The organism is Mesorhizobium sp. B2-4-2 (assembly GCF_006442845.1).
In the GTDB taxonomy this organism is placed as follows: domain Bacteria; phylum Pseudomonadota; class Alphaproteobacteria; order Rhizobiales; family Rhizobiaceae; genus Mesorhizobium.
The window spans coordinates 101,963-117,964 of sequence record NZ_VFVM01000005.1 but is presented as its reverse complement, the minus strand read 5'-3'; the positions used below and the strand labels follow the sequence as shown (position 1 = coordinate 117,964).

At 63.6% G+C, this 16,002-nt stretch carries 18 protein-coding genes; 11 read left to right on the top strand and 7 right to left on the bottom strand.

The annotated features are described in order from the left end of the window. Window positions 1–166: 166 nt before the first annotated feature. Both FJ942_RS13625 and FJ942_RS13620 read left to right on the top strand, forming a co-directional pair. A complete protein-coding gene (locus tag FJ942_RS13625) occupies window positions 167–487 on the top strand; it encodes a DUF1476 domain-containing protein (protein WP_140493820.1) in 321 nt (106 codons plus the stop codon). A 163-nt stretch (window positions 488–650) separates the two neighbouring features. After that, entirely contained in the window at window positions 651–1,424 is a 774-nt protein-coding gene (locus FJ942_RS13620; RefSeq protein WP_140558543.1) for an HpcH/HpaI aldolase/citrate lyase family protein, read from the top strand. A 23-nt stretch (window positions 1,425–1,447) separates the two neighbouring features. On the opposite strand, the gene FJ942_RS13615 is transcribed toward FJ942_RS13620, so the two are convergent. Then, a complete protein-coding gene (locus tag FJ942_RS13615) occupies window positions 1,448–2,002 on the bottom strand; it encodes an alpha/beta hydrolase (protein ID WP_140558541.1) in 555 nt (184 codons plus the stop codon). Window positions 2,003–2,246: 244 nt separating this feature from the next. On the opposite strand from FJ942_RS13615, the gene FJ942_RS13610 reads away from it, so the two are divergent. Further along, a complete protein-coding gene (locus FJ942_RS13610; RefSeq protein ID WP_140897949.1) occupies window positions 2,247–3,059 on the top strand; it encodes a VOC family protein in 813 nt (270 codons plus the stop codon). A gap of 60 nt (window positions 3,060–3,119) precedes the next feature. Here FJ942_RS13610 and purB read toward each other — a convergent pair whose 3' ends face one another. From purB to FJ942_RS13595, 3 genes are read right to left on the bottom strand one after another with little or no spacing between them, the layout of a single operon-like run. Next, a complete protein-coding gene (gene purB / locus FJ942_RS13605) occupies window positions 3,120–4,427 on the bottom strand; it encodes an adenylosuccinate lyase (RefSeq protein WP_140522066.1) in 1,308 nt (435 codons plus the stop codon). A 59-nt stretch (window positions 4,428–4,486) separates the two neighbouring features. Then, a complete protein-coding gene (locus FJ942_RS13600; RefSeq protein ID WP_224519150.1) occupies window positions 4,487–5,011 on the bottom strand; it encodes a hypothetical protein in 525 nt (174 codons plus the stop codon). Next, complete coding sequence (locus FJ942_RS13595; protein WP_140493810.1) at window positions 5,008–5,733, bottom strand: DUF2259 domain-containing protein; 726 nt, start codon at window positions 5,731–5,733, stop codon at window positions 5,008–5,010. The genes FJ942_RS13600 and FJ942_RS13595 overlap by 4 nt, the downstream gene beginning before the upstream one ends. A 138-nt stretch (window positions 5,734–5,871) precedes the next feature. Here FJ942_RS13595 and FJ942_RS13590 point away from each other — a divergent pair, with 138 nt between their 5' ends. After that, entirely contained in the window at window positions 5,872–6,126 is a 255-nt protein-coding gene (locus FJ942_RS13590; RefSeq protein ID WP_140493808.1) for a DUF2171 domain-containing protein, read from the top strand. 11 nt (window positions 6,127–6,137) lie between these two features. Here the strand turns inward: FJ942_RS13590 and FJ942_RS13585 are convergent, their stop codons facing one another. Both FJ942_RS13585 and FJ942_RS13580 read right to left on the bottom strand, forming a co-directional pair. Continuing rightward, a complete protein-coding gene (locus FJ942_RS13585; protein WP_140897947.1) occupies window positions 6,138–7,157 on the bottom strand; it encodes a P1 family peptidase in 1,020 nt (339 codons plus the stop codon). Then, on the bottom strand, window positions 7,157–8,230 hold the full coding sequence (locus FJ942_RS13580; protein ID WP_140897945.1) for a branched-chain amino acid ABC transporter substrate-binding protein: 1,074 nt from the start codon (window positions 8,228–8,230) through the stop codon (window positions 7,157–7,159). Before FJ942_RS13580 ends, FJ942_RS13585 begins: the two co-directional genes overlap by 1 nt. 180 nt (window positions 8,231–8,410) lie before the next feature. Here FJ942_RS13580 and FJ942_RS13575 point away from each other — a divergent pair, with 180 nt between their 5' ends. From FJ942_RS13575 to FJ942_RS13540, 7 genes are all read left to right on the top strand, one after another. Next, window positions 8,411–8,938, top strand: a complete 528-nt coding sequence (locus tag FJ942_RS13575; RefSeq protein WP_140493802.1) for a flavin reductase — start codon at window positions 8,411–8,413, stop codon at window positions 8,936–8,938. After that, on the top strand, window positions 8,935–9,864 hold the full coding sequence (locus FJ942_RS13570) for a MoxR family ATPase (protein WP_140493800.1): 930 nt from the start codon (window positions 8,935–8,937) through the stop codon (window positions 9,862–9,864). The genes FJ942_RS13575 and FJ942_RS13570 overlap by 4 nt, the downstream gene beginning before the upstream one ends. Before the next feature lie 5 nt (window positions 9,865–9,869). Continuing rightward, complete coding sequence (locus FJ942_RS13565) at window positions 9,870–11,120, top strand: VWA domain-containing protein (protein ID WP_181165115.1); 1,251 nt, start codon at window positions 9,870–9,872, stop codon at window positions 11,118–11,120. Window positions 11,121–11,177: 57 nt separating this feature from the next. Beyond that, complete coding sequence (locus tag FJ942_RS13560; protein ID WP_140493798.1) at window positions 11,178–11,516, top strand: XdhC family protein; 339 nt, start codon at window positions 11,178–11,180, stop codon at window positions 11,514–11,516. Window positions 11,517–11,522: 6 nt separating this feature from the next. Continuing rightward, on the top strand, window positions 11,523–12,227 hold the full coding sequence (locus FJ942_RS13555) for an XdhC family protein (protein ID WP_140880399.1): 705 nt from the start codon (window positions 11,523–11,525) through the stop codon (window positions 12,225–12,227). Continuing rightward, window positions 12,224–13,834, top strand: coding sequence for a molybdopterin-binding/glycosyltransferase family 2 protein (locus tag FJ942_RS13550; protein ID WP_140880400.1), 1,611 nt, complete (start codon window positions 12,224–12,226; stop codon window positions 13,832–13,834). Before FJ942_RS13555 ends, FJ942_RS13550 begins: the two co-directional genes overlap by 4 nt. A gap of 254 nt (window positions 13,835–14,088) precedes the next feature. Beyond that, window positions 14,089–14,931, top strand: a complete 843-nt coding sequence (locus tag FJ942_RS13540; protein ID WP_140564733.1) for an alpha/beta fold hydrolase — start codon at window positions 14,089–14,091, stop codon at window positions 14,929–14,931. Between the two features lie 16 nt (window positions 14,932–14,947). On the opposite strand, the gene FJ942_RS13535 is transcribed toward FJ942_RS13540, so the two are convergent. Beyond that, window positions 14,948–15,985 (bottom strand): DUF1176 domain-containing protein, encoded by a 1,038-nt coding sequence (locus FJ942_RS13535; protein WP_140656039.1) that lies wholly within the window; start codon window positions 15,983–15,985, stop codon window positions 14,948–14,950. Window positions 15,986–16,002: the final 17 nt, after the last annotated feature.

The window sequence follows — 16,002 nt, the reverse complement described above, 5'->3', positions numbered from 1 at the left end:
CTTGTTTGCTCAATCGGCAAATCCTTTCAATCAACTGCTTTCGGGACCGAAATGCCGCAGCGCAGCAAGCCACGAAGCGTATTGACCGGCCGCCAGCCTTTTGGTTTGTGCTTCGCCATCACATATTCATCAATGCCAGCGAATCGATTTCCATCGGAGGGACGCCATGAGCAACATGAAGGATCGCGAAGAGGGTTTTGAGCGCAAATTCGTGTTCGACGAGGAGCTTCGGTTCAAGGCGTCGGCGCGCCGCAACAAGGCTCTCGGCCTGTGGGCCGCGGAAAAGCTCGGGAAATCCGGCGCCGAGGCCGACGCCTACGCCAAGGAAGTGGTTGTTTCCGATATCGAGGAAGCCGGCGATCACGACGTCTTCCGCAAGATCCGCAAGGATTTCGACGCTGCCGGCGTCAGCCAGTCGGACCATCAGATCCGCCGCACCATGGACGAATTGATGGCGCAGGCCATCGAGCAGATCAAGAACACCTGATCCGGCCGAAGCAGGTTCCGCAAAAATGTCCCACAATTTTGCGACGGAACCTGCGGCAAAAGAATGACTGGACCAATCGACCGCCCGGCCCAGCCGGGCGGTTTTTCTTTGCGTTTCCCGTCGTTTCCGGCTGAAACTGCGATCCTTAGCGAGGAAAGAGCCGATGTCCCTGAAATCCCGCCTTGCGGCCGATGAAACGCTGGTCACCGCATGGTCAGGCGTGCCGGACGCGCTGACCGTCGAAATCCTTGCCAGGCAGGGCTTCGATGCGGTCACGCTCGACATGCAGCATGGCGGCCATCATGAAGACAGCGTGTTGCGCGGCCTGGCGCCCGTGCTTGCCACCGGCAAGCCGGCATTGGTGCGTATTCCCGTCGGCCGTTTCGACATGGCCAGCCGGGCGCTCGATTTCGGCGCCGAGGCGGTGATTGCGCCGATGGTCAACTCGGTGGCGGATGCAAAACTGTTCGCTGCGGCGATGAAATACCCGCCGGTAGGCGAGCGCTCCTGGGGCCCCACCTATGCCTTCCCACGCCATGGCAAGGGTGATCATGCCGAATGGCTGCGCGACAGCAACCAGCGCACCATGGCCTTCGCCATGGTCGAGACGCGGGCGGCGCTCGATGCGCTGGACGGCATCCTCGATACACCCGGTATCGACGGCATTTTCCTGGGGCCATCGGACTTCTCGATTGCCTGGTCGAACGGCGCGACCGTCGATTCGACGCTCGAAAGCATGATGGAAACGGTGGGTTCGATCGCCGAGCGTACCCGCAAGGCCGGCAAGCATGCGGCGATCTACGTCATCGAACCGGCCATCGCCGGCCGCGTCGTGGCGATGGGCTACCGCCTGCTGGCCACAGGGTCCGAGCACTCGCTGATTTCGCTAGGGGCGAAGACGCTGTTGAAAGGCATCAAGGATTCGATCGGCGGCTGAGAGCCGCGATCCGGTCGAGGTCGTCAGGCCTTCAGTTCGGTTAGAAATTTGGCGAAGGTCATCGAACCTTCGGGCCATGGGCCGAAGCCTGAATCGGTGTTGAGGTGACCGGCTTCACCGGCATCGATGAACAGAGATCCCCAGGCGCCGGCAATGTCCTCGGCGACGTGGAAGGCGCAGAACGGATCGTTGCGGCTGGCAATCACCATGGACGGGAAGGGCAACGGCTCGCGCGAGTAGGGGCCGAACGTCATCAGGTGCCTTGGCCGTACCTCCGGATTGGCGACATCGGGCGGCGCCACGAAGAATGCGCCGGCGACCGGCTTGCGAAACTGCGGGACGGCTTGCACCGCCGCGGCAACGCCAAGGGAATGCGCGACGAGGACGACGGGCTTCTCGGCTTCATTGACCGCTTTTGCCACGCCCGCCGTCCAGTCATCGCGCACGGGCTTCGACCATTCCGCCTGCTCGACGCGCCGCGCGGTCGACAGCTTTGACTGCCAGCGGGTCTGCCAGTGCTCGGGTCCGGAGTTGGTGTAGCCCGGGATGATGAGAATATCTGCGTCTTTGACTTTCATGGCGCTGAGATAGCGAGCGTGATTGCCTCATGCAACCGTCGATGGACACGCTCCTGCTTGCAATGGTGAACACCATGTTCGCTTTTCGCTGTCTTGTGTGAACGATCACGATCGCCGATTTGTCCTCTGGAAAGAAACAGCCGTGAAGGACCGCATTTGGTGCTGACACGATGTACAATGATCGCCGGCGCCGGGCTCCTGACCTCGGGGTTTATGCCAAAGCGTCGCCGCAACGGAGACAATCATGAGCGAACTGCCCTTTGCCGCCACCACGCCGGTGAGCGTTGCCCGGGTCGGGCTGAAGGCGCGCGACGCCGAAAGCCTAGCGGCCTACTATCGCGCTGTTGTCGGCTTGCAGGAATTAAGCCGCGTCGATGGCGCGATCACCCTGGGCGCCGCCAACCGTCCGCTGTTGGTGCTGGAGCCGGACGCCTCGGCCAAGCCTGACGATCCGCGCAGCGCCGGCCTGTTCCACACGGCTTTCCTGCTGCCCAGCCGTGCCGATCTCGGCCGCTGGATCAACCACGCCATATCAGACAAGATCGCCATAGAGGGCGCTTCGGACCATCTGGTCAGCGAAGCGCTGTACCTCACCGATCCCGAGGGCAACGGGATCGAGATCTATGCCGATCGCCGTCCGCAGGACTGGACGTGGAACGGCGACAAGATCGCGATGGCGACCGAACGGCTGAACATTCCTTCGGTCGTCGCCGAAGTGCCGGCGGGCGACGCGGGCTGGCAGGGAGCGCCTGAAAACAGCATTGTCGGCCACGTCCACCTGCGCGTCGGCCGGCCGGAAGAGGCGGAAGCCTGGTGGAAACAGGAATTCGGCTTCGACACGGTGGCGAAGTATGGCGGCCAGGCTGTGTTCCTGTCGTCAGGCCACTACCATCATCATATAGGCGCCAATGCGTGGCAGAGCGCCGGCGCCGGCCGCCGCGACCCGGCCCGGTCGGGCCTTGCCTGGGTCGAGATGCGTTCCGACAACGTGGCCAGTGAAACGACCCGCGAAGATCCGTGGGGCACGGTGATCAGGACCATTCCCGGCAAAGCGTGATCGGCAGTTACGTCCTGCGGTACCTTCTCCTAGTATAGCGACGGGGAGAAGGAAAGCCCCTCACGCCTCTCCGAACACCCGCCGGAAGATCGTGTCGACATGCTTGGTGTGGTAGCCCAGGTCGAATTTCTCGCGGATCTCGGCTTCCGGCAAGACGGCGGTGACGTCATTGTCGGCCAGTAGTTCTTCAAGAAAATCAGCGCCTTGCTCCCACACCTTCATGGCATTGCGCTGCACCAGCCGGTAGGCATCCTCACGGGAGACGCCGGCTTGCGTCAATGCCAGCAGCACGCGCTGTGAATGCACCAGGCCGCGGAACTTGTTCATGTTCTTCAGCATGTTGTCGGGATAGACGAGCAGTTTGTCGATGACGCTGGTCAGCCGCGCCAGCGCGAAATCCAGCGTCACCGTCGCATCCGGCCCGATCATGCGCTCGACGGAGGAATGCGAAATGTCGCGCTCGTGCCAGAGCGCCACATTCTCCATCGCCGGCAGCGCGAAGGAGCGCACCATGCGGGCAAGGCCGGTTAGGTTCTCGGTCAACACCGGGTTGCGCTTGTGCGGCATCGCCGACGAACCTTTCTGGCCAGGCGAAAAATACTCTTCGGCTTCCAGCACCTCGGTGCGCTGCAGATGCCGGATCTCGATCGCCAGCCGCTCCACCGACGATGCGATGACGCCGAGCGTGGCGAAGAACATGGCATGGCGGTCGCGCGGGATCACCTGCGTCGATACGGGCTCCGGCTTCAACCCGAGCTTTGCCGCGACATGCTCTTCCACATAAGGCTCGATATTGGCGAAGGTGCCGACCGCTCCCGAAATGGCGCAGGTGGCTATGTCCTCGCGAGCATGCACGAGCCGCTCGCGGCAGCGCGAAAATTCGGCATAGGCTTGCGCCAGCTTGACGCCGAAGGTGGTCGGCTCGGCATGGATGCCGTGGCTGCGGCCGATGGTGACGGTATCCTTGTGCTCGAAGGCGCGGCGCTTCAGCGCCGCAAGCAGCGCGTCGATGTCGGCCAGCAGCATGTCGCTGGCACGCGTGAGCTGCACCGCGAAACACGTGTCGAGAACGTCCGAGGATGTCATGCCCTGATGGATGAAGCGGGCGTCGGGTCCGACGAATTCGGCGAGATGGGTGAGAAAAGCGATGACGTCGTGCTTGGTGACGCGCTCGATCTCGTCGATCGCATCGACGTCGAACTTTGCGGCATTGCCTTTTTCCCAGATGGTCTTCGCCGCCTGTTTCGGGATGACGCCGAGTTCGGCCAGCGCGTCGCAGGCATGAGCCTCGATCTCGAACCAGATGCGGAACCGGGTTTCGGGCGACCATATGGCCACCATTTCCGGCCGGGAGTAGCGAGGGATCATCGGTCAGTCCTGACGTGTCGAGAAATTTGCCCGCGTCCTAACAGAGGCGGACAAAATGCTCAACGCCGCCGCCGCGCAAACCAGAGGCTGGCGGCAAACAAGGCGAGGAACCCGATCGGGAAATAGAGCCTGATGCCCAGCACCACGAACTGGTAGAGCGCCACCGCCATCGTGAAGACGAACTGAAGCCCCCAGGTGAGGGTGAAGGTGGGTGCATGCCATGCGGCATAGTAGGACCGGTATTGCAAGGCATACAGCCCGGCGGTCAGGCCGATCGTCGCGGCGGCGAGACCCACGAATGCCGCCGCGAAGGCGACTTCCCAGCTCCTTCCGCGCGAGACCAGCCGTGCCGCGAACAGGCCAACAGGAAAGGCCAGAGCGCCGCCGCCTGCAAACAGCAGCGTCACGGTGCGGATTTTATCTGGCGTCACCCAACTTTCCAGCAACAGGTTGAGGAGCGCGCTGGCGCCCATCGTGGCGGCCCAAAGCAGCGCGCCGAGCAGCGCCGTGCCCGGCGTTGGTATGGCGCCGCGGAGGCGGCCCAGGGCGCGATGACGCCTGGCGGGGTGGACGAGCGGTGTCACAGGCGGCCGGTCACCGCGATCCAGCGATAGTCCGGGCCTTCGAAGCCATATTGGCGCACCGCGATCAGCACCGCATAGGCGCTGGGATTGTCCATCGAAAATGTCTGCACGGCTCCGATGCGGTAGCCGTTCGGGCAACCCCGGCTCTTGGGGATCGATTTGTCCTCGTGCAACAACTTCGTCGTACCGCCGGCTTGCGCCTCGACGCGCAGCAGCCGAAAGCCATTGATCTCACCCTGGCTCTCGCAGCCCTTAGTCTCGTTCATGCCGATCTCGTCCAGCCGGAACTCGAGCGGCTGGTCGACTGGCGAGAAGATCGGACGCGGATTGACCGCCATCCGATGCGGGTCGGCGGACATCTCCGTTACCGGGTTGAAGCCTGCGGTGATGCCCTTGTTCGCGGCCAACTCCGCCTGGCTGACGACCGCTTCGCCCTTCTCGCGGGCCTGAATACGAGCCGCCGTCAACGTGGCGTTCTCGTCGTCGAGCCGGACGCGAATAGGCGTTCCCTGGAGAAAGCTGTCGTTGCTGGTGTCGATATAATAGCGATTGGCGTAGGGAAATCCCGATCCATCCTGCACGCCATATTCTTCGAACGCGAAGATGCCGCCGTCCTTGGTGAAGCCCAGGATTTCAAGCTCGGCGACATCCCCGGCCCGGGCGGCGACGACTGCGCAAAACTGCGCAAGCAGGCAAACGGCAAACAGAAGAAGGTTTTGCATGAGGTTTTCCGCCGGCCAACGATATCGCCATTCCCTATCACGACAAGATACCGGCGTCGCGCTGCCCGATAAAGCAAGCGCCATGCATCCAATCGCGGCCTCGTCTGTTATTGTCGGCAGTCCCAATGGAGAACCACCATGACCGACACCAGCAAAATTCGTGAGCATATGGAAGTGATCGGTGCCGATGGCGTTCATGTCGGCACGGTCGACAAAGTCGAGGGGCAGCGGATCAAGCTGACCAAGTCCGACAGCGGTATGGGCACGCATAAGGGGCACCATCATTTCATTCCCCTGAGCCTTGTCGCGGAGGTCGAGGGAAAGAAGGTCTGGCTGTCGGCGAATTCCGACGTCGCGGTCACTTTCGAGGAAGAAAAGTCCGACCCCACCTGATCGCGTATAAGTCAGCGCGAAGACCAGACCGGAAACAGATCGCCCTCGGCGGGCGTCGCGGCGAAAACGCCGCGCGTGATGGCGCGCGCCATCGTGGCGCCTGCCGCGGCATAAAGGTCGATTGCCGCGTCGGCTTCGAGCCGGATACCGCTCCTGCCGGTCGCCAGCGCGAAGACCAGATCGCCATCGGCCGGCGTGTGCGTCGGCCATATGGCCCGCACGAAACCGTCATGCGCTGACATGGCCAGGCGCTTTGCGGCGGCCTTGGTGAGAACGGCATCGGTGGCGATAACGGCGATGGTGGTGTTGCCGCCGGCATCCGCCTTGCCCGTGAACGTCTTGTCGCGAAACTTCAAGAGGATGCTTTTGGCGTCGTCCGGCATTGGCGAGGGATAGCCAAGCCCGCCGAATTCATCGCCGATCTCGAACGGAGCCGCCCAGAAATGGCGGCTTCGGCTGATGGTCACCGAGCCGATCGGATTGACCGCCGCCAGCGCGCCGATGGTGACGCCATTCTCAAGCAGCGTCGAAGCCGAGCCAAGCCCGCCCTTGAGACCGGAGGTCAGCGCGCCGGTGCCGGCGCCGGTCGTGCCGATCTGGAAATCCGAACCGGCGGCCTGCACCGTCTCGTAGCCGAGGTCGCGGTATGGCGGATAGCGGCCCCAGTCCTTGTTGCCGCCATTGCGCAGGTCGAACAGGATCGCCGCCGGCACGATCGGCACGCGAAAGCCGCCGACCTCGAAGCCGATGCCACGCTCGCGCAGTGCTGCCTGTACGCCGGACGCTGCGTCGAGGCCGAAAGCCGACCCGCCCGACAGCACCACGGCATGGACCGTCTCAACCGAATTGTGGGGTTCGAGCAGGTCCGTCTCGCGCGTGCCCGGCGCACCGCCCAGGATCTGGACGCCGGCTACGGCCGGTTCGTCGCAAAGGACCGTCGTCACGCCGGATTTCAGTCGGGCATCGGAGGCATTGCCGACGCTGAGACCGGCGACATCGGTGATCAGGTTGCGCGGGCCGGTGCGAAACATCAGTTGCTTTCCAGCGGTACGAAGCGGGCGCCATCGAAACGGAAGACGCGGTACGGATTCCGGCTGAGGTCGCCCTTCGCATCAAAGCGCACCGGCCCAATCGCCGTGGTGAAATCATGCCCGATGAGCGCTTCCGCAAGGGGCCTGCCGGAGCTTGCCGCTTCCGCCATCGCCGCCTTGGCGGTTTCTACCGCCGCATAAGCCGGCAGCGTGTAGCCGTCCGGCACGATCTTTTGCGAGGCGAACGCCTTGAGCACCTTGGGATCGGCGACATCGGCCCATTCGGGGGGAGCGATCATCAGTGTTCCCGTGGCATAGGGCACCGCTCCGGGCGGCGTGCGCAGGTTCTCGCCGCCGGCGAATACGATGCCGGCGTCGAGTTGCGCTGCGTCGCGACCCATGATGGCGATGTCGTCGCCGTCGCCACCGGCAAAGACATGGGTTGCGCCGGCCTTCTTTAGCCGGCCAATCAGACCGATCTGGTTGTCGAGCTGCGGCCGGAACGTATCGACGAACACCGGCTTCAGCGCCGCCTGTTCGGCCGCCGCCCGCAACGTCTCGGCGATCTCACGGCCGTAGATGGTGCCGTCATCGATGACGGCGAACAGTTCGTTCTGCCAAAGCCGGGTAAGGGTGTTGGCGACGGCATTGCGCTCGTCGTCGCCCCTCGGTCCGAGCCGGTAGACCGGCCAGCCGGTCTTGGGACGACGGTCAGTCAGGCTTTCGGTTCGCACGCCAACGGTGATGACGGCGATGCCTGCGTCCTTCAAGATCGGCATCGCCGCCTCGATCGCTTCCGTACAGAGAAATCCCACGACGACATTGACCTTGGCGGTCGCGAATTCCCGGGCTGCCGCGGCACCCCCATCGGCCGTGCAGGCATCGTCGATGGTCTTGAGCTCGATGCCGTTCGCCTGGGCCGCCACTTCCGCGCCGGCTTCGATCTGCCTGCCAAGGATCGCCGAGGATCCGGAGAGCGGCGCGGCAACACCGACGAGCAGCGTCTGGGCGTTGGCGGCGCCGGTTAGCAGCAGCCAGGCCAGCGCAGCAGATATCGTTGCCCCGGGTCGCATCCTGTCGAAGACTTCCTCCAAGCGAGCCCGGATGGTCCCGGAGCCACTCCCGCCAAGACCTAAAGGCTGCCCGGTCTTGGCGCAACACGCGAATTTCGGGATATGGGCCAAGCACTTCGCTTGTGGCATGTCATATCTAGCCATATATAGCGGTAGGGTTCAGGCTATGGAAAATCTCCGGTGTTGAAGAAGAACGACATAGGACCGCAGGCCTATCGCGACGCGATGAGCCATTTTGCCGGTCACGTCCATGTGGTGACCACCGACGGGCCGGCCGGCAAGCGTGGCGCGACGGTCATCGCCGCCTGTTCGGTTTCCGATACGCCGCCGACCATTTTGGTCTGCCTGAACCGTGAAAATCCCAAGAACGAGCCGTTCGTGAAAAACGGCAGGTTTGCCTTGAACACGCTTGCCTCGCACCAGGAGCCGCTGTCGATCGGCTTTTCCGGCATCACCGGCCTGCCGGTCGAGGAACGTTTCGCGCTCGGCGAGTGGGATGTGATCTCCACCGGCGCGCCGACCTTGAAGGGCGCGCTCGCCGTGTTCGACTGCGAACTGATCGACACCAAGGACCTGGCCACCCATCGTGTGCTTTTTGGCAAGGTGACAGGCCTGCGCATGGGCGATAATTTGCGGCCGCTGATCTATCACGCCCGCGGCTACCACGTTTTGGAAAGCGGGGCAGAGGCGTCCACGGAGAAGGAATGACCGAGCTAAAACCGCGCCCCGTGCCGCGGACGATCGACGAGACGCTCGATCTCTTGACCGGCGCGGACTATGTGGCGGACCGGTCGTTGGCCACCGTGCTTTTCCTGTCGCTGCGCATGAAGCGGCCGCTGTTCCTCGAGGGCGAGGCCGGCGTCGGCAAAACCGAGATCGCCAAGGTGTTGGCAGAGGCGCTCGGCCGCCGGCTGATCCGTCTGCAATGCTATGAGGGTCTCGACGTCTCGTCCGCCGTCTATGAGTGGAATTATGCCGCGCAGATGATCGAGATCCGCATGGAGGAGGCGGCCGGCAAGGTTGACCGCTCCGACATGGAGCGCAACGTTTTCTCGGAAAAATACCTGATACGCCGTCCGGTGCTCGATGCGCTGACCGGCAAGGCCGGCGCCGCCCCGGTTTTCCTGATTGACGAGCTCGACCGTACCGACGAGGCGTTCGAGGCGTTCCTGCTCGAGATCCTTTCCGATTTCCAGGTGACGGTGCCCGAACTCGGCACGATCAGGGCGGAGGAGCCGCCGATCGTCATCATCACCACCAACCGCACCCGCGAAATCCATGACGCGCTGAAGCGGCGTTGCCTCTATCACTGGGTCGATTATCCCAGCGCCGAGCGGGAGTTGGAGATTGTGCGCCGCAAGGTGCCGCAGGCGAACAGCCGGCTTTCGGCCGAGGTGGTCTCCTTCATTCAGAAGCTCCGCCAGATCGAATTGTTCAAGATGCCGGGCGTTGCCGAGACCATCGACTGGGCCGGCGCGTTGACCGAACTCGACAAGGTCGCGCTCGACCCGGAAACCGTCTCCGACACGATCGGCGTGCTGCTGAAATACCAGGACGACATTGCCCGCATCGGCGAGGGCGAAGGCCGGCGTATCCTCGACGAGGTGAAGGCCGAGCTTTCGGCGGCGGAGTAGGGCTCATGGCCATGCCTCGCGCGGAACCCAGGGAGGCGACTGTCGACGGTCACATCGCCGACAACATCGTCTATTTCGCCCGTGTCTTGCGCAAATCAGGCATGCGCGTCGGTCCGGCCTCGGTCAAGGATGCCATCGAGGCGGTACTTGCCACCGGCATCGGCGCGCGCGACGATTTCTACTGGACGCTGCATGCCGTGCTGGTGTCGCGGCATGAGGACCATGCCATCTTTGACGAGGCCTTCCGGCTATTCTGGAAGTCGCGTGAGCTGATCGAAAAGATGCTGGCGATGCTTTCGCCGGTGGCGCCCGATACCAGGGAGAAGCAGAAGCCACGCGCGGCCGAAAGCCGTGTCAGCCAGGCCATGTTCGCAGGCCACAGCAGGAACCAGCCGGCGCAGGAAATCCCCGAGATCGAGGTCGACGCGCGCTTTACTTTCTCCGGCAACGAGGTGCTGAGGGCCAAGGATTTCGCTCAGATGAATGCCGCCGAGATGGCCGACGCCAGGAAAGCGATCGCCGAACTGCGGTTGCCCTTCGATATGGTGCGGACGCGCCGTTTCAAGGCCGATTCGCACGGTCGCCGCATCGATCCGCGTGCCATGATGCGCTCGGCCGCACGCACTGGGGGCGAACTGATCCTGCCGAAATTCCGCTCGCTCCGCGAAGTGTATCCGCCGTTGGTCGTGCTTGCCGACATTTCCGGTTCGATGAGCCAGTACACGCGCATCTTCCTGCATTTCCTGCATGCTCTGACGGAAAAGCGCCGGCGCGTGCACACTTTCGTTTTCGGCACCAGGCTCACCAATCTGAGCCGACAGATGCGCCATCGCGATCCCGACGCCGCCCTGGCCGACTGTTCCACCGCGGTCAAGGACTGGTCGGGCGGCACGCGCATCGGCGACACGCTGGCCGAGTTCAACCTGATATGGTCGCGGCGCGTGCTAGGACAGGGCGCGGTGGTGCTTTTGATCACCGACGGGCTGGAGCGAGACGAGGTCGACGGCCTGTCGGAGGAAATGGAGCGTCTGCACAAATCCTGCCGGCGGCTGATCTGGCTGAACCCCTTGCTGCGCTTCGACGGTTTCCAGGCGCGCGCCCGCGGCGTCAGGGCGATGCTGCCGCATGTCGATGAATTCCGTGCCGTGCACAATCTCGACGCGCTTGCCGATCTCTGCGCTTCGCTGGACCGGAAGCCTGGATATGCCGTCGATCCGCGGCGATGGATGGAGGGTGGCGCGAGGCGCGCCGCGTAGCCATATGCTGCTGAAGACACATATTTCCGGGAAAAACAGACCCTGAGAGAAGCAACGATGAGCGACAGCATTTATCTCGACGAGGCCCGTGACCCGCTGATCATCGCGGAAGGCTGGATGAAGGACGGCAAGGATGTCGCCATCGCGACCGTTGTCGAGACCTGGGGTTCCGCGCCACGCCCGGCCGGCAGCCATCTGGTCATCGACGCCGACGGCAATTTCCACGGCTCGGTTTCGGGCGGCTGTGTCGAAGGCGCCGTGGTGACGGATGCCATGGACGTCATCGGCACCGGCAAGCCCAGAATGCTGGAATTCGGCGTCGCCGACGAGACCGCCTGGCAGGTGGGCCTTTCCTGCGGCGGCCGCATCAAAGTGTATGTGGAAAGGCTAGGCTGATCTTCGATGGATCCCTATGCGCTGAAAACACTCAACGCCGAGCGCCGCGCGCGCCGCGCCGCGATCCTGGTCACCGATCTTGGTGACGGCCGCGACCGTGTCGTGCGCGAGGGCGATCCGGTCGCCGGCGATCTCGGTGCCGCGATCAGCAAGGCGTTCCGCACCGGGAATTCCGGCTCGGTCGAAGCGGAAGGGCGGACCTTTTTTCTCAACGCGCATCTGCCGCATCCTCGCCTGGTGGTGATCGGTGCCGTGCATATCAGCCAGGCGCTGGCGCCAATGGCCAGGATCGCCGGCTATCCAGTCGAGATCATCGATCCGCGCACGGCTTTTGCCACGTCGGACCGCTTTCCCGATGTCGCTTTGCACGCCGAATGGCCTGAGGAGGTCCTGCAACGACAGCCACTCGACAGCTACACGGCAGTCGCTGCCATCACCCACGATCCCAAGATCGACGATTTCGCGTTGAAAGCGGCGCTCGACGCCAGATGCTTTTATGTCGGGGCGCTCGGCAGCAGGAAAACCCATGCCAAGCGTGTCGAGCGCCTGCTGGCACTGGGCGCCAGTTCCGAGCAGATCGCCCGCATCCGGGCGCCGATCGGTCTCGACATCGGCGCGGCCAGCCCCGCCGAGATCGCCGTCGCCGTGCTGGCGCAGGTCATTCACGCGTTTCGTTCGCGCGGCCTTGAAGCCAGGGACGCCGCGGCGTGAAATTCGGCCCGGTTCCTATCGAACAGGCCGAAGGCGTCATGCTTGCGCACGCGACGACGGTCGGCGAGCGACGTTTCCGCAAAGCGCATCGGCTGAGCGCAGAGGATGTCGGGGTGCTGAAAGCGGCGGGCATCAGCGAAGTCGTCGCGGCCGTGCTTTCTCCCGGCGATCTGGGCGAAGACGCCGCCGCCGAACGGATCGCGACCGGTATGCGCCACCGCAACGTAGAGGCCAAGCCTGCCGCGACCGGGCGGGTCAACCTCCATGCCCAAGCCGCTGGCGTCTTCACCGTCAACAGCGCGATGATCGACGCCATCAATGCCGTCGATCCAACCATCACCATCGCCACGCTTGGCCAGCATGCGCCGGTCGAAAAGGGCCAGATGGTGGCAACCGTGAAGATCATTCCCTTCGCCGTCGGGTCGGCGCTGGTCGATGCCGTACTGGAAATCTGCGCCGGCGGCGAGATCTTTGCCGTCAATGCCTATCGGCCCATTCGTGTCGGTGTCATCCAGACCGTCTTGCCGGGCGTCAAGCCGAGCGTGCTCGATAAGACGTTGCGCGTCACCGAGGCACGGCTGGCGCGTTCGGGCGGGCGGCTGACGGCCGAGCGCCGCACGCCGCACGAGGTTGCGCCGGTTGCCGAGGCGGCCGCCTCGCTGGCGCGCGATAACGATATTGTCGTGATCTTCGGCGCTTCGGCCATGAGCGATTTCGCCGACGTCGTTCCGGCCGCGATCGAGGAAGCGGGCGGTACTGTCATCCGCGCCGGCATGCCGGTCGACCCCGGCAATCTACTGGTGCTCGGCAGGCTCGCCGGCAAGCAGATCATCGGCGCGCCGGGCTGCGCCCGCAGCCCCAAGGAGAATGGCTTCGACTGGGTGCTCGACCGGCTGATCGCCGGCCTCGACGTAACGGCGACCGACATCGCTGGTATGGGCGTCGGCGGCCTGCTGATGGAAATCCCGACACGCCCGCAGCCGCGCGAACCGCTGCCGGCCGTAAGCCGGCTCAAGGTCGGGATCGTGCTTTTGGCGGCAGGCCGTTCGAGCCGCATGGGCGGGCCGAACAAACTTATGGCGCTTTTCGACGGCCAACCGTTGGTCCGCCGTACAGCAGAGCGTGCGCTCGCCTCGAAAGCTTCGGGCACGATCGTCGTTACCGGCCACCAGCGTGAGCGGGTGCGCGGCGCGTTATCGGGCCTGGACGTGACTTTCGCCGACAATCCCGATTTTGCCGATGGGCTCTCCACCTCCCTGAAAGCCGGTATGGCCTATCTGCCGGGAGATGCCGCCGGTGCGATGATCGTTCTCGGAGACATGCCGGGTGTCTCGACCGGCGATCTCGACCGGCTGATCGATGCGTTTCGCGGGGCGGGAGGCAATTTGGTCGTCCGCGCCTCGCACCTTGGCAAACGCGGCAACCCGGTACTTCTGCCGCGCTCGCTGTTCCCGGCTGTCGCCCATCTCGAAGGTGATACCGGCGCACGCCATCTGGTCGAGGCCGGAGGACTTGACGTCGTCGATGTAGAGATCGGCGAGGGCGCGTCCGTCGATGTCGACACTCGCGAGGCGCTGGAAGGCGCCGGCGGCGTGCTGCAGGATTGACAAACCCGGGCCGAATTACGCAAGCCTGCGGTATGGCTTCCGGTTTCATTTCGTTAATGTCAACGCTTCTACCCCCCTCTGGCCTGCCGGCCATCTCCCCCTCAAGGGGGGAGATTGGACATCATTTCGGCTTTCGCCAATCTCGACGGCCGGCAGAAGGGCGCCCCCGCCGAAACTGCCAATCTCCCCCCTTGAGGGGGAGATGGCCGGCAGGCCAGAGGGGGGTGCTCACGCTCTCTGCCTTTCTGATTTCGATATTTTTCCTGTTTTCTGCTGCCCAGGCCTCTGCTCTCCAACTAAAACCCTTCAAGGACGATCTGTTCGCCTATCCCGCGACGCTCTCGTCAGACGGCGCCTACACGGTGATCGACTACCGCGAGATGCGCGACATCAACCAGCGCGACGAGGTGCCGGAAAAGCGCGTGCATGCACAGTATACCGATACCGGTGTGCGCAAGGTGCAGCAGGATTTGCTGTTGAAAACCGATGCCGGCGACGTCCGGCACATCGCCGTAGGCAAGACGCAAGGGGCTTCCGTCATCGTGCTCTACCTGCACGGGCAGGGCGGCAGCCGCAAGCAAGGTGTCGATGACTTCACTTTCGGCGGCAATTTCAACCGCATCAAAAACCTGATGGCAGGCAATGGCGGCCTTTATCTCAGCCCTGACTTCCCCGATTTCGGCGACAAGGGCGCGGCACAGGTCGCGGCGCTGATCGATCACTATGCGCAACAGTCGCCGGGCGCGAAGATCGTCGTCGCCTGCGGCTCGATGGGCGGCGCATTGTGCTGGAAGCTTGCCGCCCGCACGGACACGGGCAGGCAAATCGGTGGGCTTTTGCTGCTTGGCTCGCTGTGGGACGAGAGTTTCTTCTCCAGCCCTGCCTTCAGGCGCCACGTGCCGGTTTTCTTCGGTCAGGGCAGCCATGACGTGGTCTTTCCCGTGGCAAACCAGGAAGCCTTCTTCCGGTCCATCATCGCCAAGTCGAAAGCCTATCCGACCCGCTTCGTGCGCTTCGAGACGGGCACGCACGGCACCCCCATCCGCATGGTCGACTGGCGCGGCGCGTTGAACTGGATGCTGTCGAAGGCGCCCTGATCGGACGCCGCACGGCTCAGGGAGCGGTGTTGTAGTCGACAACCGTCTGCGGGTTTTCCTCGCCGTCATAGGAGGCGTCGACGTCGTACTGGACGAGCGAAAAATCGCCGTTGCGGAACAGATAGGTGCCTGCTGACGAGGCATCGCCGGCGCCGCGCCACTTGTTGAAGGTGGTGATCGTGTGGGCGTCCTGGTCGTAGCTGGAATTGGTCGCCCAGCCAGTGGTCCGGAAGCCGACGATGTGCATGGATTCGACCATGCCTTCGCTGTCGTTGTTCACGTAGCGGATGTCCATCTCCGGTTCGGTGAACTGCAATTGCCTGACACCGTTCGCCTCGTCGGTCATGTAGTAGATCGAGCTTTCATTGTAGGCGGCCGCCGAGCAGGAAAAATGGAACAGGCGCGTTTCCTTGTCGGGATCGCCGGCCGCCGCATCCTTGTCCCTGTATTTGATGGAAAAAATCTCCGGCTCCTTGGCCGCGAGATCCTTGTCGCATTGGTCGCTATAGCTGGCCAGGAAAGCCTTCTTGGCCTGCTCCAGCGCTGCATCCCTCTTCGGCGGTGGCGGGCCGTCGCCACAGCTAGCCGGCACAGCCTCCTCGAAATCCGCGCTCGACGGCTTCAGCGCTCCGCTGTCGATGAAGATCGGCTGGAATGGCGGCGCCTGAATCTGGGCATTGACCTGGCGCAGTGTGTAGCAGCCGGCAAAGACCTTCGCCTCGCCCTTCTTGTCGGTTGCCTGGATGGCGACCGGCACGCTGTAGTAGATGCTGCCTGCCGCGCCCTCATTGGATACGGCGCCGGTCCTGACATCCACCTTGTCGGTACCGTCATAGCCCTTGACGAAGCTGTCGAAGTCCTTGGCCGGCTTGGTATCGCCATAATAACCCCAGGCACGTGCGAATTCATGCCGGTTGATGGCACTGTAGAGCGAGCGGACAACTGCCTCGGCGCTCGACCTGTCATCGACGTAGGGCGCCTCGTCGGCAGGTGCCGACTGGGCGATCGAGGCAAGGGAGAACAAGGCAGTCGCTGCGAGAAAAGCGTGTCTCATCGGCAATCTCCACGCGG

What these genes read in the sequence shown, in the direction of transcription:
- FJ942_RS13565 (WP_181165115.1), top strand. Translation starts at nt 9,870, where the DNA reads ATGGCCATGCCTCGCGCGGAACCCAGGGAGGCGACTGTCGACGGTCAC.
- FJ942_RS13610 (WP_140897949.1), top strand. Translation starts at nt 2,247, where the DNA reads ATGAGCGAACTGCCCTTTGCCGCCACCACGCCGGTGAGCGTTGCCCGG.
- FJ942_RS13570 (WP_140493800.1), top strand. Translation starts at nt 8,935, where the DNA reads ATGACCGAGCTAAAACCGCGCCCCGTGCCGCGGACGATCGACGAGACG.
- purB (WP_140522066.1), bottom strand. Translation starts at nt 4,427, where the DNA reads ATGATCCCTCGCTACTCCCGGCCGGAAATGGTGGCCATATGGTCGCCC.
- FJ942_RS13580 (WP_140897945.1), bottom strand. Translation starts at nt 8,230, where the DNA reads ATGCGACCCGGGGCAACGATATCTGCTGCGCTGGCCTGGCTGCTGCTA.
- FJ942_RS13615 (WP_140558541.1), bottom strand. Translation starts at nt 2,002, where the DNA reads ATGAAAGTCAAAGACGCAGATATTCTCATCATCCCGGGCTACACCAAC.
- FJ942_RS13590 (WP_140493808.1), top strand. Translation starts at nt 5,872, where the DNA reads ATGACCGACACCAGCAAAATTCGTGAGCATATGGAAGTGATCGGTGCC.
- FJ942_RS13560 (WP_140493798.1), top strand. Translation starts at nt 11,178, where the DNA reads ATGAGCGACAGCATTTATCTCGACGAGGCCCGTGACCCGCTGATCATC.
- FJ942_RS13585 (WP_140897947.1), bottom strand. Translation starts at nt 7,157, where the DNA reads ATGTTTCGCACCGGCCCGCGCAACCTGATCACCGATGTCGCCGGTCTC.
- FJ942_RS13625 (WP_140493820.1), top strand. Translation starts at nt 167, where the DNA reads ATGAGCAACATGAAGGATCGCGAAGAGGGTTTTGAGCGCAAATTCGTG.
- FJ942_RS13595 (WP_140493810.1), bottom strand. Translation starts at nt 5,733, where the DNA reads ATGCAAAACCTTCTTCTGTTTGCCGTTTGCCTGCTTGCGCAGTTTTGC.
- FJ942_RS13620 (WP_140558543.1), top strand. Translation starts at nt 651, where the DNA reads ATGTCCCTGAAATCCCGCCTTGCGGCCGATGAAACGCTGGTCACCGCA.
- FJ942_RS13535 (WP_140656039.1), bottom strand. Translation starts at nt 15,985, where the DNA reads ATGAGACACGCTTTTCTCGCAGCGACTGCCTTGTTCTCCCTTGCCTCG.
- FJ942_RS13555 (WP_140880399.1), top strand. Translation starts at nt 11,523, where the DNA reads ATGGATCCCTATGCGCTGAAAACACTCAACGCCGAGCGCCGCGCGCGC.